Genomic DNA, 24931 nt, shown 5'->3' with positions numbered 1-24931 from the left:
CGGGCGCCGACCGGTGGCTCAGCGGATTCCCACCACGATCACGTCGGCGTCGACGGGTGCGTTGCGCTCGTAGAGGTCGTCGATGCGGACCGCGAAACGATCATCGGTGACGAACGGTCCGTCGGCGGTGTAGACGAACGAACCGTCCTCGCACACCGACACCGTGCCGTGCCGTGGCGGGCGCCGGAGTTCGTGGTGGACGCCGGAGTCGAGGAGTCCGCCGAGCACGGTGCCGGTCACCGTCCGCGACAGCACCGTCACGCCGTCGGCGCCCGCGCAGTAGACGGTGTCGCCGTCGGGTGCGACGACGACGCATCGCGGTCGGGCACCGGCGCGGACCGTCACCGCGCCGGATCGCTCGCCGTCGACGTCCACGACCGTGACGGTCTCGTCGAGAGAGTTGACCGCGACCACCGAGCGGCCGTCGGCGGCGAACATCGGGGCGCTGTGGCCGGGTGCGAGGGAGACGGTGTGCACCGTCATGAGCGTCGCGGCGTCGAGGACGATCAGGCAGTCGCCGTGTCCGTGGGCGCCGGCGTCGAGGAGCGCGAGGCGACGACCGTCGGCCGACATCGCGACGCCGCCGATCACCCCGCGCGCGGTGAAGCGGTGGGTGGGCAGCGGTGCGTGCGTCGGCGACTCGACGAGCTGTACGGCGCACGCCGAGGCGTCCTCGGTGACCACGTGCAGCCGGGAGTCGTCGGGCGAGAGCAGCACGCCGCACACCGTCCCGAGATCGTCGAGGTTCACCAGCGTGCGGATGGTCGCGGTGTCGATGACCTCGATCTCCCCGCCGCGGGTCGCGACGACCAGCCGCGTCCCGTCCGTCGACAACGCCAGGCGCATCGGCGCGTCGATCCACAGCGAGTCGAGGATCTCCCCGGTGGCCGTGTCGACCACGTCGACGCAGTTGCTGCCCGCGATCGCCGCGTAGATCCGCGGTCGGTGGGTGTCGACGACGAGGGCCGCGGCCGGCCCGGTGAGGTCGAACGTCTCGACGACACGGCTCGACATCACGTCGATCACCGAGACGACGGCGGCCTCGGGCGAGACCGCGTAGAGCCGTTCGCCGTCGGGGCTCATCGCCAGGGCGCCCGGGGTGTGCGGCAGGGGGATCGTCGCCGTGGTGACGGTGTTGGCGCTCGTCGCCACCTGCGGCTCGCGCGTCCCGGTGCCGACGGGCACCACCACCGCGATCCGGCGGGTGGTCCCGCTCGGTTCGGTGCCGGTCACCACGAAGGTGTCGTGGGTGGGTCCGCCGGTCGCGGCGGCCCGGATCGCCGCGCGCGTCGGGACGTAGCGGAACTCCGTCGCCCCGATCACCGTCGCCCGGCCGAGTCGCGGCAGCACCGTCATCCGGTGCCGCACCGACACGGGGTCGGTGTCGTCGACGTAGAGGTTCCCGCTGATCGTCGCACCGCCCGCGATCAGCGGACCGCCCACCCGCAACGCACGCCCCGCCCACCGCAGCGTCGCGGCGCGCGCGGCCTCCGCCCGCTCACCCCGGTCCGCGGATCGGTCCGCGCCGACCGCGCTGTCCTGCATCTCCCGCTGATTCATCGCCCCACCTCGCTCTCTCCGAGCAGGGTGGCGAACGAGTGCAAGTTTTCTGTAAGAGTCGCAGGTCACACCGATGGGCCCGGAATCGGCGGAGCCCGCGCCTACAGTCGTGTGGGCGTCGCGGTGTGAGCTGCGGCGACGGCGAACCCGTGTCAGATCGACCGGTGTTCACGACGACGAGGAGCGTGTGGAGCGATGGCGTATCGGTACCTGGGCAACAGTGGCCTGAAGATCTCCGAGATCACCTACGGCAACTGGTTGACCCACGGCTCGCAGGTGGAGAACGACATCGCCGAGAAGTGCGTGCGCGCCGCGCTCGACGCCGGCATCACCACCTTCGACACCGCCGACGTCTACGCCAACGGCGCCGCCGAGACCGTGCTGGGGCAGGCCCTGGCCGGCGAGCGTCGCGAGGGACTCGAGATCTTCACCAAGGTCTACTTCCCGGTCGGTGAGCGCGGCCCCAATGACACAGGGCTGTCGCGCAAGCACATCTCCGAGGGCATCAATGCCTCGCTGAAGCGTCTCGGCACCGACTACGTTGACCTGTACCAGGCGCATCGCTACGACCACGAGACGCCGCTCGAGGAGACCATCACCGCGTTCGCCGACGTCGTGCGCTCGGGCAAGGCCCTCTACATCGGGGTGTCGGAGTGGACCGCCGAGCAACTGCGTGACGGCCAGCGTCTCGCCGGCGAGGCCGGGTTCTCGATCATCTCCAACCAGCCGCAGTACTCGGCGCTGTGGCGGGTCATCGAGGAGAAGGTGGTGCCGACATCCGAGGAGCTCGGCATCTCGCAGATCGTGTGGTCGCCGATCGCCCAGGGCGTGCTCACCGGCAAGTACAAGCCGGGGCAGGCGCCGCCCGCGGGGTCGCGCGCCACCGACGACAAGGGTGGCGACGAGATGATCAAGCGCTACCTCGACGACTCGGTCCTCACCGACGTCGCGAAGCTCGAACCGATCGCCGCCGACCTCGGGATCACGATGGCGCAGCTCGCCGTCGCGTGGGTGTTGGCCAACGACAACGTCGCCGCCGCCCTCGTCGGCGCCTCGCGGCCCGAGCAGATCAGTGAGAACGTGAAGGCATCCGAGGTCACCCTCGACGCCGATGTGCTCGCCAAGATCGACGAGGCGTTGTCGGGCAGCATCATCCGCGACGCATCGCTGACGAAGAGTCCCGAGACGCGCCTCGTCTGAGGGCGGCCGACCGCATCGGCGGCGTTCGTCGCGGAGGGAGTGTCGGCGGCCGTGGCTACTGTCGAGGACATGGCCCTGATACCGACCCCGCCGGCGCCGTCGGGGACCGATGACCACAGCGCGACGGTCGCCTGGGTCGCCGAGCATCTCGGTGATCTGGCCCGCGAGGACCCGGCCGACATCGCGGCGGGTGCGTTCACCGGTGGACAGACCGCGGCCGATGTGGCGTTGGCGTCGCTCGACATCACCGGCTACGCACGCGACCGCAACACCGTCCTGCCGGTGGGGCGTCGCGGAGCGAGCCGCATGTCGCCCTACATCCGCCACGGGCTGCTGTCGCTGCGGGAGGTGTGGGACGCGGTGTCCGACGCACCGGGCCGCGACAAGAGCAAGTATCGCGACGAGCTGCTGTGGCAGGAGTACGCCCGGCATCTCTACGCCCGCGTCGGCACGGAGCTGGGGGAGTCGCTGCGCTACGAACAACCGCGTCGCCCGGTGTCGCCCGAGGACCGTCCGTTCGGCGGCGACCCCTGGCCCACCGAGATGAACTGCATGTCGGCGACGCTGGACGAACTCCACGGCGACGGCTGGCTGGTCAACCAGACCCGCATGTGGATGGCGTCGCAGTGGGCGGTGCGTGTCGGCGCGACGTGGCGCGAGGGTGAGGACGAGATGTTCGCCCACCTGCTCGACGGGTCGCGCGCGGCCAACCGGCTGGGCTGGCAGTGGACGGTCGGGACCGGTTCGGGCAAGCCCTACGGTTTCAGTCGCTGGCAGGTGCAGAAACGGTCACCGTCGCTGTGCAAGGAATGCGCGCTGAACGCCGACTGCCCCATCGAGGACTGGCCGCCGAGCGATCACGGCGCACCGCTCGACGGGCCGTACCTCGGCGCCTCCGACATCCCCACCGGACCCACCGAGGTCGACGGCGGGAGCGGCGACCAGGTCTGGCTGACCGCGGAATCGTTGGGACACAACGACCCGGCCCTCGCCGCCGATCCCGACCGGCCCGCGGTGTTCGTGTTCGACGACCCCCTGCTGCGGAAGCTGCGGTTGTCCGGCAAGCGACTGGTGTTCCTCGCCGAATGCCTCGGCGACATCGCCGCCGGTCGCGAGGTAGAGGTGCGGCGCGGTGTGGTCGCCGACGAACTCGACGGCCGGTCGCTGGCCGCGACGTGGGCGCCGGTGCCCGGCTTCGGTCGGATCTCCGCGCAGGTCGTCCCCACCGAACTGCACCCCTGGCCGTGGCTGGTCACGCCCCGCCGGGCGCCGGTCCGGTCGTTCAGCGCATGGCGCAAGGCGGTCGGCACCCCGCGCTGAAATCCGCGCATCGGTCGCCGTGGCGGCGCCGGTCTCCCTAGTCTCATCGGTATGCGAGCCTCGCGGACACCGACCCCGGCGGAGGTGCGTGCGTGACCGCGGTGATCGCGACGATCAGTCTCAAGGGCGGCGTCGGCAAGACGACCGTCACCGCCGGACTCGCGGAGTTCCTCGCCGGCGAGTTCGGTCGCAGCGTGCTGCTCGTCGATCTCGACTCGCAGATCAACCTCACCACCATGTTCCTCGGCGACGCGCGGTGGCTCACGTTGAACGCGGCCGGGCACACGCTGGCGACCCTGTTCGCCGACGCCGTCGACGGCACCGCGGAGTTCTCGCTCGAGGACACCCGCCAGCAGGACGTGTCGACGGTCCGCGGTGTCGGCGGCATCGACCTCATCCCGTCGTCGCTCGATCTCATCGAGGTGACCGAGGAGGTCAGCGCGATGCGGGTGCGCACCGACGACACCCTCGCCGGGGTGTCGGCACTGCGGGATGCGTTGGCGCCCATCATCGGTGACTACGACGTCGTGCTCATCGACTGCCCGCCCAACATGGGTCCGATCACCCTCAACGGCCTCGCGATGGCCGACGCCTACCTCATCCCTACCATCCCGGATGTGTTGTCCACGTACGGCATCCCGCAGATCCAGACCTACATCGGCAGTTTCGGTGACGAGATCGGGCGGCGCCTCGTCGAACTCGGTGTCGTGATCACGAAGTACAAGGCGAACTCCGCGGTCCACCGCGAGACGGTGACGAGGCTACGGCGCGACCCGTCGATCCAGAACGTGCTGCCCGGCTACCTCGGTGAGGCCAACGCGATCGCCGCCGCAGCCGCCTTCGGCGAGTACCCGACGCTGCGCGCGAAGTACGGCCGTCCCCAGTTCGACCAGTTCCGCGCACTCGCCGGCACCGTCCTCATCGAGGCCTCCGCCAAACTCCCACCCCGCCCCACCCCGCCAGGTGGGCCGTAGTTCCCGCCAGTTGGGCCGTTGTTCCCGCCAGTTGGGCCGATATTCGCGTCGGTTGGGCCGTAGTTCCCGCCGGTCGGGCACGTAGCCTCGTCGAGTGGGCACCTCATCACCGACGGCCGCGCACGATCGGGCCGCCGCCCTCGACGCCGCCGACCCGTTGCGGACGTATGTCGACCGGTTCGTCGCCGGTTCCGGTGTGCAGGCCTACCTCGACGGCAACTCGCTGGGCCGCCCGACGCGCGTGACCGCGGAACGGATGCGCGCGTTCGTCGACGACCAGTGGGGCGATCGGCTGATCCGCGGGTGGGACGAGGGCTGGTTCGAGGTGCCGCTCACCCTCGGTGATCGTGTCGGTGCCCTCACCCTCGGTGCCGCGGCGGGCCAGACCGTGGTCGCCGACTCCACCACCGTCCTGCTCTACAAGCTGATCCGCGCGGCCCTCGCGCTGCGGCCCGGCCGCACCGACATCGTCGTCGACCGCGGCAACTTCCCGACCGACCGGTATCTCGCCGAGGGCATCGCCGCCGAGACCGGCGCGACCCTGCGCTGGATCGACCCGGCGCCCGATTCGGGCGTGACCGTCGACCTCCTGGAACCTGTGCTCGGCGACCGCACCGCGCTCGTGCTCGTCAGTCACGTCGCCTACCGCTCAGGACACCTGCTCGACGCCGCGGCGATCACCGACGCCGCACACGGCCACGGCGCGCTCGTCCTGCTCGACGTGTGTCATTCCGCCGGTGCGCTGCCGGTCCGCCTCGACGCGTGGGGCGTCGACCTCGCCGTCGGCTGCACCTACAAGTACCTCAACGGCGGGCCCGGGTCACCGGCGTTCGCCTACGTCGCCGCACGACACCTCGATGCGATCACCCAGCCGATCCAGGGGTGGATGGGTGCGGCCGAGGCCTTCGAGATGGGGCAGGGTTACGTTGCCGCGCAGGGTGTTCGACGGCTGCTCAGCGGTACGCCGCCCATCGTCGCCATGCAGCCGATGGTCGACATGCTCGACCTCATCGACGAGGCGGGGGTCGACTCGATCCGCGAGAAGTCCGCGGCCCTCACCGCGTTCGCGATCGACCTCGTCGACGACCGCCTCGCCCGGTACGGCGTCACCCTCGCCACGCCTCGCGACCCCGACCGTCGCGGCGGCCACATCACGATCGACCACCCTGAGTCGCGACGCATCACCGCCCGCCTCTGGGAACGCGGCATCATCCCGGACTTCCGGCGCCCCAGCGGGATTCGCCTCGGGCTCAGCCCGCTGTCGACGTCGTTCGCGGAGGTCGCCGTCGGCATCGACGCCATCGAGACCGAAATGGTCGGCTGACCTACAGCGGCAGCGCCCGTTCGATCGCGGCGAGCGTGGCCGCCCACAGGCGGTCGGACGGGTCGATGATCGCGAAGTGGTCGCCGGGAGCGGTGACGGTGGCCACCTCGTCGCCGGCCGCGGCCGCCGCCTGTGCGTAGTCGGCGCTGATGTCGATCAGGTTCGGGTCGTCGTCGGTGCCGCACGCGATCACCTGCGGCACGCCCAGCGGCAGTCGGTGCCGGGGCGACGACGCCACGTCGTCGGGTGAGTCCGGATCGAACCGATGGCCCAGCGCGTTCTCCACCGCCCCGTCACCCATCCGCCGCTCGTCGGCGGTCGCGAGATCGATGACCCCGGCCAGCGACACCGCGAGCACCGGCCGATCGGTGTCGGCGGCGACGCGCAACGCGAGTTGCCCGCCGGCGGAGTGGCCGATCACCGCGACCGGTCCGTCGGCGTCGACCGCCGCCACCGCGGCCGCGACATCAGCGGTGGTCGCCGCCCAGCCGTGTTCGTCGGGTCGGCGGTACTCGATGTTCCACACGGCCACCCCGGTGTCGGCGAGCGCGTCGGCCAACGGGTCCATCAGATCGAGCCGGTACTTCGTACGCCAGTAGCCGCCGTGGATCAGCACCGCGGTCCAGCGCGGATCGGCCGAGGGCCTGCGGACGGCGATGTGCTGGTCGGCGTGGTCGCCGTAGGTGACGGTGCTCGCGGTGACATCGGTGCTCATGGATTCGAGTGTGCCCGAGGCGGGTCATCGGCCGAACTCCACCGGGCCCCCGGGGCATCCGTGCCACGATGGGCCCATGGGACTGACGATTGCGGTGACCGGCCCGACCGGGGAGATCGGTATCTCGGCGGTGACGGCTCTGGAGGCCGATCCGAAGGTCGACCGGATCCTGGGGATGGCGCGTCGACCGTTCGACCCGGCCGAGCACGGATGGACGAAAACCGAGTACCGCCAGGGTGACATCCTCGATCGCGACGCCGTCGACGATCTCGTCTCCGACGCCGACGTCGTGATCCATCTGGCGTTCATCGTCATCGGTTCGCGTGAGGAAGCCGAGCGCATCAACCTCGCAGGCACCCGCACCGTGTTCTCGGCGACCATCGATGCGAAGCGCCCGAAGCGGATGGTCTACACGTCGTCGGTCGCCGCGTACGGCTATCACGCCGACAACCCGTTGCCGCTCACCGAGGACACCCCGATCCGCGGCACGAAGGAGCACTACTACTCGGCGCAGAAGGCGCAGTGCGAGGAGGCGATCGCCGATCTCGTCGCGGGCACCGACCTCGAGCTGTTCATGCTGCGGCCCTGTATCGTCGCCGGCCCGAAGGCCCCCGCGCTGGCCAACGCGATGCCGTGGAACATGTTGCCGGGTATCGCGACGTCGGCGATCAACGCCGTCCCCGGACTGAAGGTCCCGTTCCCCGACCACGGCGTACCGGTGCAGCTGGTGCACCATGACGACGTGGCCGCAGCGATCGCGTTGAGCGCCACCACCGACGCGCCCGCAGGCGCCTACAACATCGCCGGTGACGGCACGGTCAGTCTCACCGAGATCGTCGACGCACTCGGCGGCCGACCGGTCCCGGTGCCGTCGTCGGCGGTGAAGATGGCGGCCGAGGCGGTCAAGCGCCTGCCGTTCATGCCGTCGTTCTTCGAATGGATCCACATCGGCCGCACCTCGGTCGTCATGGACACCAGCAAGGCCCGCGACGTCCTCGGCTGGACCCCGCAATTCTCGGCGAAGGACACCCTCGAGGCGCTCGCCTACGCCCGCAAGTCGCAGGAGTAGGCGAGGCGCCTCAGGCGCGGGTGATGCGAAAGATCGGGAACTTCCGGCCCTCCGCGGTCTTCGTGTATTCACCGAAACCCGGTGAGGCGTCGGTGAACTTCTTCCAGTCGGCGTCCCATTCGCTGTCGGGGACCTCGGTGACGTCGACGGTGATGGTGGCAACCTTCCCGTCGTCCGGGATCTCCATCTCGATCCGCGGGTTGGCCCGCAGGTTGTGCACCCACGCCGGGTGCTTCACGGCGCCGGCCGCCGAACCGACGATGAGCCAGCTGTCGTCCTCGCTCAGCGCGAACAGCGGGTTGAGTCGGATGTCGCCGGACTTGGCGCCGATGGAGTGCAGGACCACGAGGTTGTCGCCGAAGCCTGCGGTCTCGACGTGGCCGTTGTTCGAGCGGAACTCGTTGATGATCATCTCGTTGAAGTCGGTCATGGGCTCATCATGACAAGGGACGGTGCCCGCAGGTGGGCGATCGCTTCACGCGCGGATGACCGATCGATGGCTCACACTGATCGACATGCCAGATTCAGACCCCTCGTTCGCATCGGCCTTCCGCTGGACCAAGGTCGAGGGCACCGACGCCGTCGTCGCCCCCGGAGACCGGCTGACCTGGCCGCGCACCGTCAGCATCGGCCTGCAGCACGTGGTCGCGATGTTCGGTGCCACCTTCCTGGTCCCGGTGCTGACCGGGTTCCCGCCGGCGACCACCCTGCTCTTCTCCGGCATCGGCACGATCCTGTTCCTGCTCATCACCCGCAACCGGCTGCCGAGCTACCTCGGGTCGAGCTTCGCGATCATCGCGCCGGTCACCGCGGCGACGGCATCCGACGGCCAGGGATCCGCGCTCGGCGGCCTGGTGATGGTCGGACTGCTGCTGATCGTCATCGGCGTCGTCGTGCACGTCGCGGGCATCCGGTGGATCGAGATGCTGATGCCGCCGATCATCACCGGCACCATCGTCGCGGTCATCGGCCTCAACCTGGCGCCCACCGCCAAGACGAACTACGAGAAGGATGCGCTCTTCGCGACCGTCGTGTTGGTCCTGCTGATCGCGGTGCTGGTGCTGTTCAAGGGCCTGATCGGGCGCCTCGCGATCTTCGCGTGCGTGGTCCTCGGCTATCTGCTCGCCCTGGCGCGCGGCAAGGTCGAGACCGACGCGATCGGGGCGGCGAGCTGGGTCGGATTCCCCGACTTCACCACCCCCACACTGCATCTGTCGGTGCTACCGCTGTTCATCCCGGTGGTGTTGGTGCTCGTCGTCGAGAACATCGGGCACGTCAAGTCGATCCAGACGATGACCGGCGTCGACTACGACAAGCAGATCGGTCGCGCGCTCGCCGCCGACGGCATCGCCACCGTCCTCGCCGGCAGCGGCGGTGGTTCGGCGACCACCACCTACGCCGAGAACATCGGCGTGATGGCCGCGACGAAGGTCTACTCGACGGCCGCCTACTGGGTCGCCGGCATCGCGGCGGTGCTGCTGGGCTTGTCGCCGAAGGTGGGCGCGGTGATCGCATCGATCCCGCCGGGCGTGCTGGGTGGTGTCACCACCGCGCTCTACGGCCTCGTCGGGATCCTCGGTGTCAACATCTGGGTCAGCAACCGCGTCGACTTCTCCAAGCCGATCAACCAGTTCACCGCGGCCATCCCGCTGGTCATCGGCATCGCCGACTTCAGCTGGACCATCGGCGATCTCAGCTTCGGCGGCATCGCCCTCGGCGCCGTCGCCGCACTCGTCATCTTCCACGCCATGCGCATCATCGGCGGGTGGAGGGGAACGGTCGTCGTGGACGACGCGCCCGGTGAACCGGCCACCTCAGAGCGCGCCCAGTAGACCGGACAGCAGCGCGAAGATCTACTCACCCCGAATGCTCGAAACCACTCGACCGGCGTAGCGGCATCACCGATCCTGGACGCATGACATCGGAGACGCACCCGGTCACGCCCGATCGTTTCGAGGACTTCGCCGACGTGATCAACCCGAACCGCCGGGCCAACCACTGCTGGTGTCTGTCGCACCGACTTCGTCTGCGAGAGATCGAGGAGCTCGGCGAGGGCAGTCGCGAGCAGGCCATGCGTCGACTTGCCGAACGCGACCACCCGCCCGGCGTCGTGGCCTACCGCGACGGGATACCCGTGGGCTGGTGCAACATCGGGCCGCGATCGGAGACCACGCGGCTGACCGGGAGCAAGCTCATCCGTCCCGTCGACGACGTCGCGGTGTGGAGCATCGTGTGCGTGGTGGTCCGCGGCGGTCACCGCAAGCAGGGTGTGTCGGGTCAGGTGATCGCCGGTGCGGTGGAGTACGCGCGCACCGCGGGCGCCCCGGCCGTCGAGGCGTATCCGGTCGACCCGCCCGGTCGCATGGACACCACGATGGCCTTCGTCGGTACGCGAAAGATGTTCGTCGCGGCCGGGTTCGAGGTGATCGGTGAGACCGACGCGGTGGCCTCGAAGATGCCGCGGCTGATCATGCGCCGCGACCTCACCTGACGGCGGCACGCATCTCCGTGACGTCACCCGGTCTCGTCTCCGCGCCCGGTCATGATCAGTGCCATGTTGGTCAGCGCCCGGTTCTGGCGGCCATCGGGGTGGATGTCCCAGTAGGCGCTGTGATCACCCAGGCGGGGATGGTTGCTGTGGTCGGAGGTGAAGCGCTGGGCACCGAACACGGGATTGTTCGGGCTGATGCCGTGGATGCCCTCGGTGAGTCCGATCAGGTCGGTGGTCGAGGTGCTCGCGTAGACGTGCTGCGCCATGTCCGACGGCGCGACCCCGGTCAGCGACAGGTCGTCGGGGGAGTTCGGCCCGCCGATGCCCGGGCTCGCGAGGAACACCAGATCGTCGGCATTCAGGGTGTGCCCCTCCGAGGCGGCCTCACCCACCACCACCGTGCCGTAGCTGTGGCCGAGAACGGTGTTGTGCGAGCGCGAGGCGCCCTCGTGGGTCGCGCGCAATCCGTCCTGGAAGCGGTCGAGGGATTCGACCGCGCCGGCGGCCGAGGCCGGTCCGGCGGCGGCGGCGAGCCCGCGCGGTGCGTGATAGCCGTACCAGGCCACCACCGAGGTCGCCGCTCGCGGATCCGCCCGTTCGGCGGCACCCACCATGGTCTGCGCACGGTCGACACCGCCGCCGATGGTGCCCAGGTCGGAGCCCGTACCCGGGACGTAGGTGGTCACGTTCGCCGCGGTGTCGGGGTTGTTGACCGCCACCGCGCCGCGGCCCCGGTCATCGACCTGCAGCAGGAAGCGCGGATTCGAGCCGGTCGGGTCCTGGAGCGCCCTCTCGAGTGTCATGAGCGCGCGAAACCTGGTGTCCGACCCGGTCCGCGCGTCGATCTGCATCTCGGCGAGATGTCGGCGGTTGAAGTGGTCACGATCGGCCGCGGGCACCCCGTCTCGATTGCCGACCGACCGGTCCGCGTTCCACAGCGCCGCCTTCTCGTTCGCGGTGAGGGTGTCCCAGAAGGTGTTGAGCGCTTTCGGGTCCGACGGCAACGACGCCCGCCGGTCGACGATCGCCGACACCTCCGGTCGCACCGGCACCGAGGTGGTCGCGCGGTCGGCGGCCTGACCGAGCGCGGTCAGGGTCGAGTCGATCTGACGGGCGAGATCGGCGTCGGCCCGACCGGCCGCGGCGAGCGCGGCCATCAGGTCCTGGTGGTGCACAGCGGCGTTCGTGGCGGCGATGGTCGCCGCGACCGTCTGCGAGGCACCGGCCGGGACGTCGACGGGGTGGCCCGGACGCGCGTCGGCGGGTGGGGTCACCGCGCCGGTGTCGGCGACGAGGTATCCGTCGGCGATCAACGAGTCGGCCAGTGTGCGCGCCACCTCACACGAGTGGACGAACGTGGGCCCGACGCGGTGGAGGTCGTCGGTGATGTCGAGGATCGTGATCCCCAGACGGTTGCTGAACTGCTTCTCGGCATCGGCCTGTGCCGACGACGCCCGCGCGGCGTCACCCCGCCAACTCTGCGACACCGCGTCGACGTCGCGCAGCAGGTCGTTCATCACGGCATCGAAAGCGTCGACCATCGCATCGACCTGTGCGGCCGTGTCGGACAGGGCGATTCCCCGGGTGCTCCACGCGCGCACCTGCGACACCGTCGGGCTGCTCACCGGCGCCTACGGCTCCGTGGTCAGGGTCGCGCGGATGCGGGCGGCGTAGGTGTCGTCGGCGAGGCCCACGGTGTCCGCGGCGGCGCGGTTCGCCCTCGCGAGGATGTCGACGCGGCCGGCCACCTCGGCGAGGGCCTTCGCAACGGCCGCCTCCGCGCGGGCGCAGACACCCGCCACGTCGGATCCGGCGACACCGGAGATCGTTGCGGCGAAGGCGTTTCCGGCGTCGAGTCCACGGATCGACGACGCGCTGACGCGTTGCTTCTGCGACAACACGCGGATGGCGTCGAGATCGGCTCTCATCACGTCGGACACGGGTCGCTCCTTCCCACGCCGATCGGTCTGCGGCGTGGGCCGAAAGTAACTGTCCGGTGTGTCCGCGAAGTGCGGTGAGATCCGCCGGTGCACAACGCCGACGGCTGTCGCGGTATCTGGGGAAAACCCGATCAGTCGGCGGCGAACGCCTCGTCGGGATACCAGCGCCGGTAGACGTCGGGGTGGGCGCGGGTGCGGCTCTTCCAGGTGTTCTCGCCGTAGGTGGCGAACAGCGGGTTGGCCGGGTCGGCGGTGATGCCGGGGGCCTGCGCGCCGGCGGGGGCGCCGATGGTGGGGATCACCGCGTCGAGCGACGGGGCGAAGAAGTAGGGGATCGACAGGCGTTCGGGTGCATGCGGCGCGGTGAGCACGCGATGTCGTGTCGCCTTCAGATAGCCGTCGGTGGCGACCTCGAGCATCTCGCCGATGTTGACGATGAAGGCTCCCGCGAGGGCGGGCGCATCGATCCACGTGCCGTCGGCGCGTTCGACCTGCAGCCCACGAGAGTCGTTCTCCAGCAGCAGGATGGTGAGCACGCCGGAGTCCTTGTGCGCACCGACACCCTGATCGTCGACGGCCCGGTCGTCGGTGCGAGCGGGGTAGCGGATGAGCTTGATCAGCGTGGCGGGCAGGGCGAACGCCTCGGTGAACGCATCGGCCTCGGCGCCGAGCGCGACCGCCCACCGCGACAGCAGCTCCCGCGACACCCGCGCCAACTCGGTGTCGTAGGCGGCGACGGCCTCGCGGAGTTCGGGCAGCGCGGCCGGCCATTGGTTCGGTCCCTGCAGCCGCAACGGGCCGCGGGCGTCGGGGAGCGGTGTGCGCTCGGGGCCGATGTCGATCTGTTCGCGACGGTCGACCGACCCGTTGGTCAGCTCGCCGCCGAGCTGGTTGTAGCCCCGGAAGTGCGGGCTGTTGATCATCGCCACCGACTGCTTCTCGGCGTCGGGCAGGGCGAAGAACGCCCGCGCGGTGTCGCGGATGCGGTCGATCGCCGAGTCCGGGACGCCGTGGTCGACGAGATGGAAGAACCCGACCTCACTGCTCACCCGCGCCAGGTGTCGCCGTCCGTCGGCGGTGTCGAGGTCGGCGAGGGAGATGACCGGAAGCATGTTCTCGACGATAGGTCGGGTGGCAGGGGGACCGCCGCCGACGGCCGGTTTCCCGCAGCACTGCGCCGAAAGGCGTGGCCGATCCACAGCTGCGAAGGGACGAAAACGCCAGCTCACGGCACTGCGACCAACCGGAAATTACGTTTCTGAAAAAGGTGTAACGGGCGGCCCGACATTTGCGACAATCCCCGTGAGATTCATGTGAGGCCACTGCGAGTTCACTGTTGTGAACCCGGGTGAGTGGCGGTCCACCTGGTGCAGACGAAGCGGCAGAGGTTCACGACTCCCATGCGCTCGTCACCCATCACCCGGCTCCGCCTGGAGCCCCTGACTGTCCAGAGGTCGAAAATGAATCGCAATGCCAAAGGTGCCCTCGCTGCCGGTGCCGCCGTCGTCGTCCTGCTCGGCGGTGCCGGTTCGTACGCGCTGTGGAGCGACACCGCGACGGGCGCCAATGGCACCGTGACGACCGGTGAGCTCAAGCTCACCGCGGTGGGAACCCCCACCTGGAAGGATGTGTCGGCCACCGGCATCGTCGGCGGGACCACCGTCAACCCGGTCACCGACTTCCTCGTGCCGCAGGACACCTGGGAGTACACGACCACCTACACCGCGCTGGCGACCGGTAAGAACATGAAGGCTCAGGTCACGGTCAGCCCGGGCACCGCGGGCGCGCTGCCGACCGGCGTCACCCTCACCCCGACCGCCACCGTGGCGGGCGCCGCGGCCACCGGCGGCACCGCCGTCACCATTACCCCCGGCGCCCCGCGCACGGTCGAGGTGAAGGTCACCGTCGCGTTCGCCGATGTCACCGGCACCACCAGTCAGAACACCCCGGTCAACGTGTCGGGGATGACGGTGAGCCTGAACCAGATCCGTCCCTGACGATGACTCGGTCGGGTATCGCCCGGCTGGTCGTCGTCGCCATCGCAGGCCTGGTGGTCGCACTGTCGCTCGCGACGGTGCGATCCACCGGCGCCCTGTGGTCCGACCGTGCCAACGCCGCATCGGCCACCGCCACCACCGGCACCCTGACCCTTGTCGCAGGGAGTGGGTCCGGCTCGTCCTACCAGTTCCCGGCCCTCAACGGCAGCAACATCCTGACCGGTGACCAGACCCAGGCGCCGCTCGTCATCAGCAACGGCGGATCGACGCCGTTGCGGTACCGGCTCACGACGGCCGGGCCGGTGCTGACCTCGGGTCCGGCGGCCACGGTCGCGCTGTCGGGAGCAGTCGGTGGCAGTTGCGGCGCCGGGGCGCTCACCGGCGCCACGGCGTTCACGCCTGTCACCACCTCGACACCGGTCGCGACCACGAGCAGCTGGAGGTCGCTGGCGCGCGGCGCATCGGAGACGTGGTGCGTCCGCAGCGTTCTGCAGTCGGTCGCCGCCGGCACCGGGTCGTCCACCTACACCATCGCTTTCACCTTCGGAACAGAACAGACGAGGCCATGACCACGGTGCACGAGGAGTCCCGCAGCGCCCGCGATCAGCGTCGCACCGGACCGCTGTGGTGGCTGTGGCAGACAGTGACCTGGCTGGCCCTGCTGTTCCTGGTCGGCATCCTCCTCGCCGCGATCGTGGTGCCGAAGGTCGCCGGCGGACAGCCCTACACCGTTCTCACCTCGTCGATGACGCCGAAGTACCCACCGGGCACCCTCATCGTGGTGCGCCCCGCCGACCCGGCCGCTCTCGACATCGGCGACGTGGTCACCTACCAGATCCGTTCGGGCGAGCCCGATGTCATCACCCATCGCATCGTCGGGGTGACGTTCGACCAGCAGGGCAACCGCATCTTCACCACACAGGGCGACGCCGTCGACAAGCCCGATGCACGGCCGGTGCAGCGAGCACAGATTCGCGGCGAGCTGTGGTACTCGATCCCGTACCTCGGCTACGTCAACAACTGGATCACCGGTTCGGCGCGCCAGATCCTCGTCTACGGGATCGCCGGTGTGCTGTTCGTCTACGCGGCATGGCAATTCGTGCGGTCGATGCGTGAGCGCCGCGCGACGAAAACGTCATGACCATGAGTCTCCGAGCCCTCGGGTTCGCGTTCATCAGCCGACGGTTCCGGGCCGTCCTGTCGGTGGGGATGGTGCTGGGACTCGGCGTCGTCGGGACGTTGGCGCTGTGGTCGAACTCGGTCACCACCACATCCGGCACCTTCACCACCGCCACCATCTCGATCCTGGCCGACAACACGAAGAGCGCGAACATCGCTTTCGAGCCGAACGGCCTGTTGCCCGGGAAGTCGGCGGCGAAGGTCATCACGGTCTCCAACTCCGGCAGTACGGCGCTGCGATATTCGGCCGCCGTCGCCAGCGCCGATGCCCTCGGAAAGGGGATGACGCTCACCGTGATCCCCGGTGCGACCGCGTCCAACGGTGTCTGCAGTGCAGGGACTGCACTCACCTCCGGCTCGGCGATCACGGCGACCCCGACCACGTTCGTCACCGGACGCGGACCGCTCGCAGCAGCCAACGGCGCCGAGACACTCTGTGTGCAGGTCAACCTGCCCATCACCGCCCTGGCAACCCTCGCCGGCACGTCGGGCACCATCACCCTCACCTTCACCGGGACCGCAGGTGTCTGACATGGCTCCCCGCACTCGCCGCTACCTCACCGAGACCGCCCTCACCCTGGGTGCGATCGCGGGCGTGCTCTGCGTGCTCGCCGCGGTGGCCGGGGTCGCGTTCGGTCTGTCGCCGTTGGTGTTCCGCACCGGCTCGATGGCGCCGACCATCGGTGTCGGCGACGTCGCCATCGCGCAGTCGGTCCCCGCTTCGGGGGTCGCGGTCGGCGACATCGTCAGCGTGACCCGTCCCGACGGAGAGCGCGTCACCCACCGCGTGGCGTCGATCGATGCGCGTGTCGGCAATTCGACCACCATGACCCTGCGCGGCGACGCCAACAACGTCGCCGACGCCGCGCCCTACACGGTGACCTCGGTCGACCGCGTGCTGTTCGACGTCCCGAAACTGGGGTATGTGCTCGGTGTTTTCGCCAGTCCCTACGCCTGGGTGCTCGCGACCCTGGCCACCCTCGGGCTGCTGTGGATCGCCTTCGGCCCCGACCGGCGAGCGCCGGGTACTGCGGCGTCGGGGCGCCACGCCCGTCACGCGGCTCCGGCACCGACGGGGTTGCGCCGCAGCACCATCGCGGTGCAGGCCGTCGCCGTCCTGCTGGTGGTCGCGGCGGCGGTCACCGGGTACGCGCGCACAAGCGGCACCCTCGCCGCGCTCACCGATTCGGCCACCGCGTCGGGAACCGTGTCGGCGATCCGGCCGACGGCACCCGCATCGCTGTCGTGTGCGAACGTCTCGGGCAGCGCTCGATTGTCGTGGCCCAACCCCGCAGCCAGCCAGGGTTTCGACTACCAGTTGATCTTCACGCCGACATTCCTCGGTGGGAACCCGACCACGACCGTGGTGGCCGCGTCCACGACGGATCCCGCGAGTCTGCTCGTGTCCCGCACCTCGACCGGGGGAGCGCTCGGACTGGGCCTGCTCGGCACCTACTCGGTCGAATTGCGCAGCAAGGTCGGCAATTTCCTGTCCACCGGCCGCGTCACCATCAACCTCACCGTCCTCCTCGGCAGCGTGATCTGCGGCTCGAGCTCCGGTACGCCGTCACAGAACACCGTTGCCGCCCGCCAGGCCGCACCCGCCACCACATCGTCTGTGCCATCCACCTCGGCGTCGGCGTCGCCCTCGTCGGAGACGGCGGTCCCGAGCTCTGCCACGAGCACGCCCTCGTCGACCACATCAGCCACCGCGGCGCCGACGTCCACACCCGCCGGTGCCACGCCGTCACCTACGCCCACCGCGCAGGCCGCGCCCGGGGTCACGTCGCCGGATGGTGCGAGCACCGCATCGGTCACCGACGGCGTCGTCGTGATCCGTGACGTCGCGTCGGGGGCCGAGCAGTACCGCTCGGATCTGTCGGCGGCGTCGGTGGCGTGGGTCGACGACACCACCCTGCGCGTCACCTCACGCGACGGGACGACGACCACGCTGAAGCGCGTGGCCGGGGTGTGGAGCGTGGCGGCCGCGGCACCGACCACTGCCCCTGCCGGCTGAGGCCGCACGTCGGTCGACGAGTTCGTGCGCTCGGGTAACCTCACGCTCGAATCCGTACTTTCGACCGGCAGCCTCAGGAGTCACGATGAACACGAAGACCATCGGTGCGATCGCCGGTGTCGCGGCCTGTGTGGGGGTGCTCGCGGGATGTTCGTCCGACGGCACCACAGCGCTTCCGTCCGGCGCCGGTGAGCAGGGTGGCGCGGCGGCCGGTGCGACCGCGCAGACCGACGGCAAGCCGCTGTCGAGCTACCTGCTGCAGCAGTCCGATGTGCCGGTCGGTTTCACCGCGCTACAGGTGCCGGCGGGTGCGGGTGATCTCAGCGGATCGGTGATCGACGCGACGAAGAGCGCCAAGATCACGCCGTCGTCGTGCCAGCCCGACCTGTCCGGCCTGTCTTCCGACGACGCCGCGAACTCCCCGAAGGCGTTGTTCACCAACCCCTCTGCGGGCACATCGATCATCTCGGCGGTCAACCCCGCGTCGAACAAGAACGCCTCGCTCAGCAACTTCAAGAAATACAACCTGGGCGACTGTGCCTCCTACGAGCTGACGTCGTCGGTGAGCGGTCAGTCGTTCACCGCCACCGTGCAGACCGAGGACGCCGGCGTCGAGGTCCCCGGCATCGACGACGCGCTCACCGTGCAGCAGAACACCCAGACGCAGATCCCCGGTGCCGGCACGCGGTCGTCGACGGTGCTCATCGCCCTGATCCCCGTGCCCGGCGGCACCATGACCGTCCAGGTCGGCAACGTCCTCGGTGGCGCTGCCCCGGACAAGTCACTGTTCTCGACGGTCGTCGACGCCGCCGCGAAGCGCGTGACGGGCTGACCATGACGAGCCCCGAGAACGTCGACGAGACCTACGCCCACCTCGGCGAGATGATCGAGCAGGTCGGTGCGCTGCAGCGTGAGGCGTTGGCCATCACCGCCAGCGCCCTGTCGCACGATCGCCTCGTGGAGGTGTGGGTCAACGCGACCGGTGTCGTGATCAAGATCGAGATCGACCCCGAGGCGCACGCCGAAGTCGGTGCCCGCGGTCTCGCTGCGGCGATCACCGAGACCACCCAGGAGGCTGCCGCCATCGCACAGCGGGAGGTCGCGGTGAAGACCGCAGAGATCCGCGAGGTCACCGGCATCTCGAATATCGCTTCCGAGCTGGCCAACGTTCCCGGTCTCGCCGATCTCACCTCGTCGGTGACGGCGTCGATCGCGGATCCTGCTGCCGAGGAACGTGTCCGGCCGCGTCACGACCGCGGGGCGTGGTGACGTTTCGGCCGGCTGAGGGCTCGGCGGCCTGAACGTTTTGCTGGCCTGTCGCGTCTGACCGCGCGACAATCGACGGACCCCGAACGAGGAGGATCGATCATGCTGGTGGCGATTCTGGTGCTCAGTGCGTTCGTGCTCGGTGTGGCTGTGTTGGTGAAACAGACCCGCGGTGAGCAGTCCGAGCAACCTGCGCAGCGACCCGGTCGTGGGGGCATCACGCCGATCTACAAGCGCTCGTCGTCATCGGGCATCGGTGGTCGCGTCGGTTATCTCGGCGGTGGGGGAGACGGCGGCGGATGGTTCGACGGCGGTTCCGGTGGTTTCGACGGTGGGTCCTGCGGGTCGGGTGACAGCGGCTCGGGTGGCGGGGATTCCGGCGGAGGCTGTTGACCGGCCCGCTGGGTGAGGCCGGCGGCGTGCAGAAGGTCGTCGACGCGCTCGCAGGTGCGCAGACGGTCACCGTTCTCACCGGCGCCGGCATGTCCGCAGAGAGCGGAGTGCCCACGTTTCGCGATGTGCAGACGGGACTGTGGGCGCGGTACGACCCGATGACGCTGGCGACCCCGGAGGCGTGGGAGGACGACCCGGCGCTGGTGTGGGCCTGGTATCAGCGACGACGCGCCATGGTCACCGCGGTCGAACCCAACGCCGGACATCATGCGCTCGCCTCATGGGCGCGAGCCTCCGACGTGCGAGTCGTGACCCAGAACGTCGACGACCTCCACGAGCGCGCGGGCAGCACCGACGTGGTCCACGTCCACGGCAGTCTGTTCACCTGTCGGTGCGACACCTGCGGCCGGTCGCACGATGCCGAGGTGGTCGATCTCGACACCGACCGCCTCGACCCACCCGAATGCGGGTGTGGAGGTCTCGTGCGCCCCGGCGTCGTGTGGTTCGGGGAGTCGTTGCCGCAGAACGCGTTCGCCGAGGCCACCGCCCGCGCCGAGGCGTGCGACGTGTTCCTGCTGGTGGGCACCTCGGGCGTGGTCTACCCCGCGGCCGGCCTGCCGCACATCGCCCGAGCGGCCGGCGCGACGATCGTCGAGATCAACCCGCACGAGACGGACCTGTCCGACGCCTGCGACATCACGGTGCGATCCACCGCGGCCGTCGCGCTGCCGGCGATCGTCGAGGCCGTCGCTCCCTGACGACTACCGTGGACGGGGTGCCGAGAGGGGCACGGTGCACGGGAGGGAACACATCATGACGCCGCGTCGCATGCGATTCGCACTGATCGTCACGGTGATCATTGCTGTCGCGGCCGTTGCGACCGCGATCTGGGGCCGCGGCGACGATGCGCCGACGTCCGACGGTCCCTTTCTCACTGCCGACAACTTTCCGTCCGGTTACCAGGTGTCGCGTCTGTCGAATACAGCGCCGTCCGGCATCGGCGGTACGACGACGCCTGCGGAGTGCGGGCAGGTGGTCGCTGACCAGGCCGCCCGTGAATTACGTTCCACCACAGTCGGTGTGCTCGCTGTTCCGAAGGACGAGACCGCACCCACCTTCGCGCAATCGATTGTCACCGGCGGTGAATCGGTGTCCGACACGGTCGGAGTCGTCCGGAGATGTTCTTCCTATCGGCAGCAGACCGACACCGAGTCGCTCGACTCGATCTCATCGATCCTGTCGACCCCGGCAGGTTGCCCTCGCGACGCCACGGTCATACGAGTCCGTACCCGATTCCGCTCGCCGACAGGCGATTCTGATTCCACGTCGGTGAGGGCCTACGTCCAGGGCGGGGCCTCGGTGGGCATCCTCACCGCGTCGCTCACCCAACCCGAGGCGCCGGTGCCCGATGACTTCTGCAGACTGACGTCTCTCGTCGCTGATCGGCTCGAGTAGCGCCGCCGCTCGTCAGCTGCTCAGCACGTCCTGCATGCCAGGGGCCAGCACATCCGACAGCGCCGACCACGGGACGGTGATGGTGATCAGGCCCGCGGCGTAGGCACCCACCTGGTAGTCGCCGAAGTGGATGCGCATGCCCTCGGGCGACGCGGTCCAGTTCGCGTAGTTGGTGAGCGTGGGGGCCATGCCCTCGCGGACGTAGCTGGGGCCGGCGGTGGTGGTCGGCAGGATCTTCGCGGCTTCCGACGACAGTCGTTGCAGACCGGAGTCGAGGTTGCCGAACGCATCTTGGAGGGTGATCGGCTTCGCGTTGTCGGCGTTGATGGTGACCGTCGAGATCAGCGAGTCTCCATGTGCGCCGGGTGGGTTGGCGATCCAGCCGGTGATCTGCTCGGCACTGATCACGCGCCCGCCGATGTGGAACGGCCCCTTCGCATACCCGTTGCTGAGCGTGAAGCCGAAGGGCGGGTCGTACTGCGCGTCGATCTGGTCCTGGAGCGCCGCCCGCATCGACTGGTTGAACTCGGCGGTGACGGCAGGCGTGCCGCCGGAGAGCTGCGGGATGGTGACGTCCCAGGTGGCGCGCTGGTTCGCTCCGGTGATGCGAGCGCTGGTCGCGGTATACGGACTGCTGGTGGCTGTCGTGGTGGACGGCGTCGCCGAGCCGGGTGACGCGCTGGGCGACGCCGTGACCGTGACAACCCGCGTCGACGGTGCGGGTGTTGCAGTGCCGTCAGTGCTGGAACACGATGCCAGGCTCATCGTCAGCAGAGCTGCAGCAGCAAGGTAGCCGGAGGCGCGCGCAGATGTCATGGAACAAGTGTGCGCTTTTCTGCCCCCAACGGTCGAGGTCGGGTGGTGCGTGAGCTGCAGTTCCGAGCGCCGCGGCGTCATGCGCCCGGCGAAGGTCAGGTCAGCCCCTGGAGGGCGTCGACGACGCGGTTCAGGGAATCGCTCGCTTGCTTGTCAGCGCTGCCGATCCTGGTGGCGTCGGAGACGATGCGTTGGCCCATCTCGCGTAACGCAGCAACCGCATCGCGCGTTTCGGATTCCATCATCGAGCAGTACGCCGACGTCGCCGAACCGGCGGCGAAACCCGGGTTCGCTGCGGCCGCGGGTGCGGCGCTGTCATAGCGTCCGGCGATCGCAGCCGCTGCAGTGTCGGCGTCAGCGGTGATCTGGCTGCCTGCCTGCGCCACCTTGTCGGGGTCGATGTCCGAGAACGGTTGCGTCACAGTAGTTTCCTCACAAGTTGCTGCACAGGGGTCCGAGGGTGTCGTTGCGCGCTGAGAAGCCGTACCAGCCGAGCAGGAACAGCAGACCGCACGTCAGCAGCAGCACAACTCCGGCGAACAGCGTGAGTCGTCGGCGGGTGGAGGCAAGGACGACGATGGCCGCTACGACGCCAACCGCGGAGAGCAGCATCGTCACCCAGAAGTACTGCGCGATCTGCAGCGGTGGGTGCGGATCGCAGGTGCGGCGCATCTCATCGCGCACGGAGATCGCCGCAGCGATCTGCGCGCCGTAGAGGACGGCTGCGGCTGCTGTCGCGATCGCTGCCACGGCCAGAGCGAGTCGCGTGCGAGTCGCGGTGACGGCACTGGTCATGCGTGTGCTCACCAGCCCTGTCGCGGCCGCACGAAAACGACATCCTGGTCGCCCTCAGATTGCTCGCCCTCGGGGAGACGGCCCTGGACGGAATAGTTCTCCGCGCTGGGTGTGTGCTGCGAATAGACCGCTTCACCGTCAGGGAGGACGGAGGTGACGATGGCGGCATGGTGCGATTCGCCGTCAGGTTCTCCGCCCGGTCCGTCGTTGTAGTTCCAATACGCGACGTCACCGGGTTGCGCGTCCTTTGCGCTCACGGTGGCACCGCCGTTGTTCTGGAAGAACTCCCGCTGAGCGTTGGCGTTGTACCAGGAGTCGGTGTGGCTGATGCCTTGCACCGATGGGATCCCGGGCAGGTCCGGTGTCTTCCAGTTCCAGTCGCCGGCGGCCGATCGTCCCCAGCCGTCGTCGTCGGTGGTGAACGTGCCCTTCTCGTCGAGGCCGGCGCTGAGAAGTCCGTTCGACACATAATTGGCACAGTTGTTGTCGAACACGTCGATGGACTCGTCGTTCACATGATCGCGTGCGTATTTCAGGAAGGCGATGCGGTTGTACCCGTTCTCGTTTGCCTCCAGGCTCGTTCGTACCGAGGCGGGGATGCCGGGCAGGTCGTAGACGTCGATCGGTACCGCGTTCTCCAAGGTCGTCCGCTGATTGTCGGAGAGTCCGTTCCACCACCGTTCGACGGCTTCGGGTGATTGTCCGTGGGGGAGGGTGTCGCGCAGCATGGCAATCGATGCCTCCACGGCGTCGGACTGCTTCGCGCGCGCCGAGTCCTGAGAGGTCGTATCGGGGTCGACCCTCAACGACGTCATCGATTGCTCGGCGAGCCCGTCGGCTTGGGTGGCTGCCTCCACTGCATCCGTGATTAGGCTCTGCGCCTCGGTCTGCACCGACTGCAGGCGTGCGAGGTCACCCGCGGCGACCGTCGGCGGGAGGTTCACGGTTCCGTTCTCGTCGACGGTCAGTGAGTTCGCAGTGGCGTACGAGACCGCCGACGTCAACTCTCGCTGCGCCAATTCGACGGCGTCCTGCAAAGTGTCGAGAGCAGCGGCCGCCGACCGGTTCAGGATGGCCATCACGTCGAACTTGTCGGCCGCTGTGGCCAACGAGTCGCGGACTGCGGCGCCCAGTTCGTCTTTCCAGGAGTCCTCGAGCTTCCTGCGACCGTTGGCGTGGATGGCGTTCGCCGACTCCTCGGAGTCCTTGGCCGCGGCGAGCAGATCGTCGGCAACCGCTTGGAACTGAGCGGGTTTCGCGTCGCGTAGTTGCGCGAAGGTGACCACGCAGTCCTCCTTGTCCCCGGGCTCGGATTGACGCCGTGATGGTAGCCGACCCGCAACCCGTCGATCGAGTTCAACCGTGATCGGCGAACTTCTCTTGATTTTGCGCACGACGTGAGACAAGCTACAACTCATGAACTTGAAGCATGGAATACCGGAGCCATGGGCGACGGCGCTGACCGAGGCGGGATTCGTGAGCCCGTGGGACACGCCGAGCATGAACCGATTGTCGGAGGCGACCGGCATCCACGTCTCGACGATCTCGCGGATCGTGAAGGGGCAGAATGTCAAAGGGCCGACGAAGGATGTCGTGACCCAGCTCGCTGAAGCGTTGGGGAAGCCGGCACGCGAGGTGGGCGGGTGGATCGACGCGGCCTGGGCGCAGCTCGAGCCGTACACCCCGCCCGCAGCGGCCGACCTGATGACGAACGAACAGCGCGCGGCGGTCGATTCGATCATCCGCGCGTTCGCCACCGCCAACCGTGCTGCGGCCGACAGTGCGAGGCTCTCCGATGAGCTGGCCGTGGCGATGGCGAAGAAGCCAGGGATGCGCGCTCAGAGCAAGAGGACCTGACGACCGAGCGGTCGCGAATTCACCGCGACGTTGCACGAGATCACTTGTGGTCAGACTCCTCGTGTGAGGCGGGATGCGCCTGTTCGCGGCCCGTCAACGTCGCTGTGAGCGGTGCGAGTGTGTCGAGATAGACCACCGCCAGCGCGTCGGAAAGGGTGCCGGCATCACGCACTCGTTGGCCCTCGCGCCTGTCGACATCATCGCGCTGTGCCACCGGGCTCCTGCGGTCATGGCTTGCGCTGCGAGACCGCTGTCGCTGCGAGGAATGCCGGGTGTACCACATCCCAGGTCGCGATGAATGCGTCGTCGACGATGCTGCGTGCCAACGCTTCTGAGTCCTCATGGGAGCACGTGAGGCTGGTCTCGGTGCCCGCCCACCCTGCCTCGACAAGTAGTTCCCTCTGCTCGTCTCGGCACTCTGCGTCGGGATGCAGCGTGGTGATGTCGATGCAGGCCACGCGCTGGTCTCGCGGCGAGGTGGTCACCACGACCGATCCGTGTGGACCCTCGGTGTTTTCGCTCGATTGCGCAACGGTGAGATGCTGTCCGGGGCGCAGGGCGTC

30 protein-coding genes are annotated in these 24931 nt (G+C 69.0%); 18 read left to right on the top strand and 12 right to left on the bottom strand.

The window, feature by feature from the left end:
- Positions 1–18: 18 nt before the first annotated feature.
- On the bottom strand, positions 19–1560 hold the full coding sequence (locus ACQ7HM_RS10650; protein ID WP_434216228.1) for a WD40 repeat domain-containing protein: 1542 nt from the start codon (positions 1558–1560) through the stop codon (positions 19–21).
- A 195-nt stretch (positions 1561–1755) separates the two neighbouring features.
- On the opposite strand from ACQ7HM_RS10650, the gene ACQ7HM_RS10645 reads away from it, so the two are divergent.
- The 4 genes from ACQ7HM_RS10645 to kynU all read left to right on the top strand — a co-directional run bounded on the left by ACQ7HM_RS10645 (position 1756) and on the right by kynU (position 6378).
- Positions 1756–2760 carry an aldo/keto reductase family protein gene (locus tag ACQ7HM_RS10645; protein ID WP_434216227.1) on the top strand — a complete coding sequence of 335 codons (1005 nt, stop codon included), beginning with the start codon at positions 1756–1758 and terminating at the stop codon, positions 2758–2760.
- Positions 2761–2829: 69 nt separating this feature from the next.
- Positions 2830–4080, top strand: coding sequence for an FAD-binding domain-containing protein (locus tag ACQ7HM_RS10640; RefSeq protein WP_434216226.1), 1251 nt, complete (start codon positions 2830–2832; stop codon positions 4078–4080).
- A 92-nt stretch (positions 4081–4172) separates the two neighbouring features.
- Positions 4173–5054 (top strand): ParA family protein, encoded by an 882-nt coding sequence (locus tag ACQ7HM_RS10635; protein ID WP_434216225.1) that lies wholly within the window; start codon positions 4173–4175, stop codon positions 5052–5054.
- Positions 5055–5148: 94 nt separating this feature from the next.
- Positions 5149–6378: a kynureninase gene (kynU, locus tag ACQ7HM_RS10630; protein WP_434216224.1), complete on the top strand. Its 1230-nt coding sequence runs from the start codon at positions 5149–5151 to the stop codon at positions 6376–6378.
- Position 6379: 1 nt separating this feature from the next.
- Here kynU and ACQ7HM_RS10625 read toward each other — a convergent pair whose 3' ends face one another.
- On the bottom strand, positions 6380–7093 hold the full coding sequence (locus tag ACQ7HM_RS10625) for an alpha/beta fold hydrolase (protein WP_434216223.1): 714 nt from the start codon (positions 7091–7093) through the stop codon (positions 6380–6382).
- Between the two features lie 76 nt (positions 7094–7169).
- Between ACQ7HM_RS10625 and ACQ7HM_RS10620 the strand changes: the two genes are divergently transcribed.
- A complete protein-coding gene (locus ACQ7HM_RS10620; RefSeq protein ID WP_434216222.1) occupies positions 7170–8162 on the top strand; it encodes an NAD-dependent epimerase/dehydratase family protein in 993 nt (330 codons plus the stop codon).
- A gap of 10 nt (positions 8163–8172) precedes the next feature.
- Here ACQ7HM_RS10620 and ACQ7HM_RS10615 read toward each other — a convergent pair whose 3' ends face one another.
- Positions 8173–8592 (bottom strand): nitroreductase/quinone reductase family protein, encoded by a 420-nt coding sequence (locus tag ACQ7HM_RS10615; protein WP_434216221.1) that lies wholly within the window; start codon positions 8590–8592, stop codon positions 8173–8175.
- 85 nt (positions 8593–8677) lie between these two features.
- Between ACQ7HM_RS10615 and ACQ7HM_RS10610 the strand changes: the two genes are divergently transcribed.
- Entirely contained in the window at positions 8678–9994 is a 1317-nt protein-coding gene (locus ACQ7HM_RS10610) for a uracil-xanthine permease family protein (RefSeq protein ID WP_434216220.1), read from the top strand.
- Positions 9995–10077: 83 nt separating this feature from the next.
- Positions 10078–10653, top strand: coding sequence for a GNAT family N-acetyltransferase (locus ACQ7HM_RS10605; protein WP_434216219.1), 576 nt, complete (start codon positions 10078–10080; stop codon positions 10651–10653).
- Positions 10654–10676: 23 nt separating this feature from the next.
- Here ACQ7HM_RS10605 and ACQ7HM_RS10600 read toward each other — a convergent pair whose 3' ends face one another.
- The 3 genes from ACQ7HM_RS10600 to ACQ7HM_RS10590 all read right to left on the bottom strand — a co-directional run bounded on the left by ACQ7HM_RS10600 (position 10677) and on the right by ACQ7HM_RS10590 (position 13705).
- Positions 10677–12278 (bottom strand): alpha/beta hydrolase, encoded by a 1602-nt coding sequence (locus ACQ7HM_RS10600; RefSeq protein ID WP_434216218.1) that lies wholly within the window; start codon positions 12276–12278, stop codon positions 10677–10679.
- A gap of 6 nt (positions 12279–12284) precedes the next feature.
- Positions 12285–12593, bottom strand: coding sequence for a hypothetical protein (locus tag ACQ7HM_RS10595; protein ID WP_434216217.1), 309 nt, complete (start codon positions 12591–12593; stop codon positions 12285–12287).
- A 131-nt stretch (positions 12594–12724) separates the two neighbouring features.
- Complete coding sequence (locus ACQ7HM_RS10590) at positions 12725–13705, bottom strand: isopenicillin N synthase family dioxygenase (RefSeq protein WP_434216216.1); 981 nt, start codon at positions 13703–13705, stop codon at positions 12725–12727.
- A 348-nt stretch (positions 13706–14053) separates the two neighbouring features.
- On the opposite strand from ACQ7HM_RS10590, the gene ACQ7HM_RS10585 reads away from it, so the two are divergent.
- From ACQ7HM_RS10585 to ACQ7HM_RS10540, 10 genes are all read left to right on the top strand, one after another.
- Positions 14054–14590, top strand: coding sequence for an alternate-type signal peptide domain-containing protein (locus ACQ7HM_RS10585; protein ID WP_434216215.1), 537 nt, complete (start codon positions 14054–14056; stop codon positions 14588–14590).
- Between the two features lie 2 nt (positions 14591–14592).
- A complete protein-coding gene (locus tag ACQ7HM_RS10580; protein WP_434216214.1) occupies positions 14593–15159 on the top strand; it encodes a hypothetical protein in 567 nt (188 codons plus the stop codon).
- Positions 15156–15731 carry a signal peptidase I gene (locus ACQ7HM_RS10575; RefSeq protein WP_434216213.1) on the top strand — a complete coding sequence of 192 codons (576 nt, stop codon included), beginning with the start codon at positions 15156–15158 and terminating at the stop codon, positions 15729–15731. Before ACQ7HM_RS10580 ends, ACQ7HM_RS10575 begins: the two co-directional genes overlap by 4 nt.
- A 2-nt stretch (positions 15732–15733) precedes the next feature.
- Complete coding sequence (locus ACQ7HM_RS10570; protein WP_434216212.1) at positions 15734–16300, top strand: SipW-dependent-type signal peptide-containing protein; 567 nt, start codon at positions 15734–15736, stop codon at positions 16298–16300.
- 1 nt (position 16301) lies between these two features.
- Positions 16302–17786 carry a signal peptidase I gene (locus tag ACQ7HM_RS10565; protein WP_434216211.1) on the top strand — a complete coding sequence of 495 codons (1485 nt, stop codon included), beginning with the start codon at positions 16302–16304 and terminating at the stop codon, positions 17784–17786.
- Between the two features lie 85 nt (positions 17787–17871).
- The gene (locus tag ACQ7HM_RS10560; RefSeq protein WP_434216210.1) at positions 17872–18618 is read left to right on the top strand and encodes a hypothetical protein; all 747 of its coding nucleotides are present in this window, start codon (positions 17872–17874) and stop codon (positions 18616–18618) included.
- Between the two features lie 2 nt (positions 18619–18620).
- Entirely contained in the window at positions 18621–19055 is a 435-nt protein-coding gene (locus ACQ7HM_RS10555; protein WP_434216209.1) for a YbaB/EbfC family nucleoid-associated protein, read from the top strand.
- Positions 19056–19154: 99 nt separating this feature from the next.
- Entirely contained in the window at positions 19155–19445 is a 291-nt protein-coding gene (locus ACQ7HM_RS10550) for a hypothetical protein (protein ID WP_434216208.1), read from the top strand.
- On the top strand, positions 19442–20203 hold the full coding sequence (locus tag ACQ7HM_RS10545) for an SIR2 family NAD-dependent protein deacylase (RefSeq protein WP_434216207.1): 762 nt from the start codon (positions 19442–19444) through the stop codon (positions 20201–20203). The genes ACQ7HM_RS10550 and ACQ7HM_RS10545 overlap by 4 nt, the downstream gene beginning before the upstream one ends.
- A 70-nt stretch (positions 20204–20273) precedes the next feature.
- Positions 20274–20900, top strand: a complete 627-nt coding sequence (locus ACQ7HM_RS10540; RefSeq protein ID WP_434216206.1) for a hypothetical protein — start codon at positions 20274–20276, stop codon at positions 20898–20900.
- Positions 20901–20912: 12 nt separating this feature from the next.
- Here the strand turns inward: ACQ7HM_RS10540 and ACQ7HM_RS10535 are convergent, their stop codons facing one another.
- The 4 genes from ACQ7HM_RS10535 to ACQ7HM_RS10520 form a co-directional block, all read right to left on the bottom strand.
- A complete protein-coding gene (locus ACQ7HM_RS10535) occupies positions 20913–21716 on the bottom strand; it encodes an RsiV family protein (protein WP_434216205.1) in 804 nt (267 codons plus the stop codon).
- A 95-nt stretch (positions 21717–21811) separates the two neighbouring features.
- Positions 21812–22138 (bottom strand): hypothetical protein, encoded by a 327-nt coding sequence (locus tag ACQ7HM_RS10530; protein WP_434216204.1) that lies wholly within the window; start codon positions 22136–22138, stop codon positions 21812–21814.
- Between the two features lie 10 nt (positions 22139–22148).
- Positions 22149–22511 (bottom strand): hypothetical protein, encoded by a 363-nt coding sequence (locus tag ACQ7HM_RS10525; protein ID WP_434216203.1) that lies wholly within the window; start codon positions 22509–22511, stop codon positions 22149–22151.
- A gap of 8 nt (positions 22512–22519) precedes the next feature.
- Complete coding sequence (locus ACQ7HM_RS10520; protein WP_434216202.1) at positions 22520–23797, bottom strand: amidase domain-containing protein; 1278 nt, start codon at positions 23795–23797, stop codon at positions 22520–22522.
- 190 nt (positions 23798–23987) lie between these two features.
- On the opposite strand from ACQ7HM_RS10520, the gene ACQ7HM_RS10515 reads away from it, so the two are divergent.
- Positions 23988–24368, top strand: a complete 381-nt coding sequence (locus tag ACQ7HM_RS10515; RefSeq protein WP_434216201.1) for a helix-turn-helix domain-containing protein — start codon at positions 23988–23990, stop codon at positions 24366–24368.
- A 40-nt stretch (positions 24369–24408) separates the two neighbouring features.
- Here ACQ7HM_RS10515 and ACQ7HM_RS10510 read toward each other — a convergent pair whose 3' ends face one another.
- Complete coding sequence (locus ACQ7HM_RS10510) at positions 24409–24582, bottom strand: hypothetical protein (protein ID WP_434216200.1); 174 nt, start codon at positions 24580–24582, stop codon at positions 24409–24411.
- 13 nt (positions 24583–24595) lie between these two features.
- Positions 24596–24925: a TY-Chap domain-containing protein gene (locus ACQ7HM_RS10505; RefSeq protein WP_434216404.1), complete on the bottom strand. Its 330-nt coding sequence runs from the start codon at positions 24923–24925 to the stop codon at positions 24596–24598.
- Positions 24926–24931: the final 6 nt, after the last annotated feature.

It is taken from the genome of Williamsia sp. MIQD14, from assembly GCF_051025635.1.
GTDB lineage: Bacteria > Actinomycetota > Actinomycetes > Mycobacteriales > Mycobacteriaceae > Williamsia_A.
The sequence above is the reverse complement of the archived record's forward strand: the minus strand, read 5'-3'. Positions and strand labels throughout refer to the sequence as shown.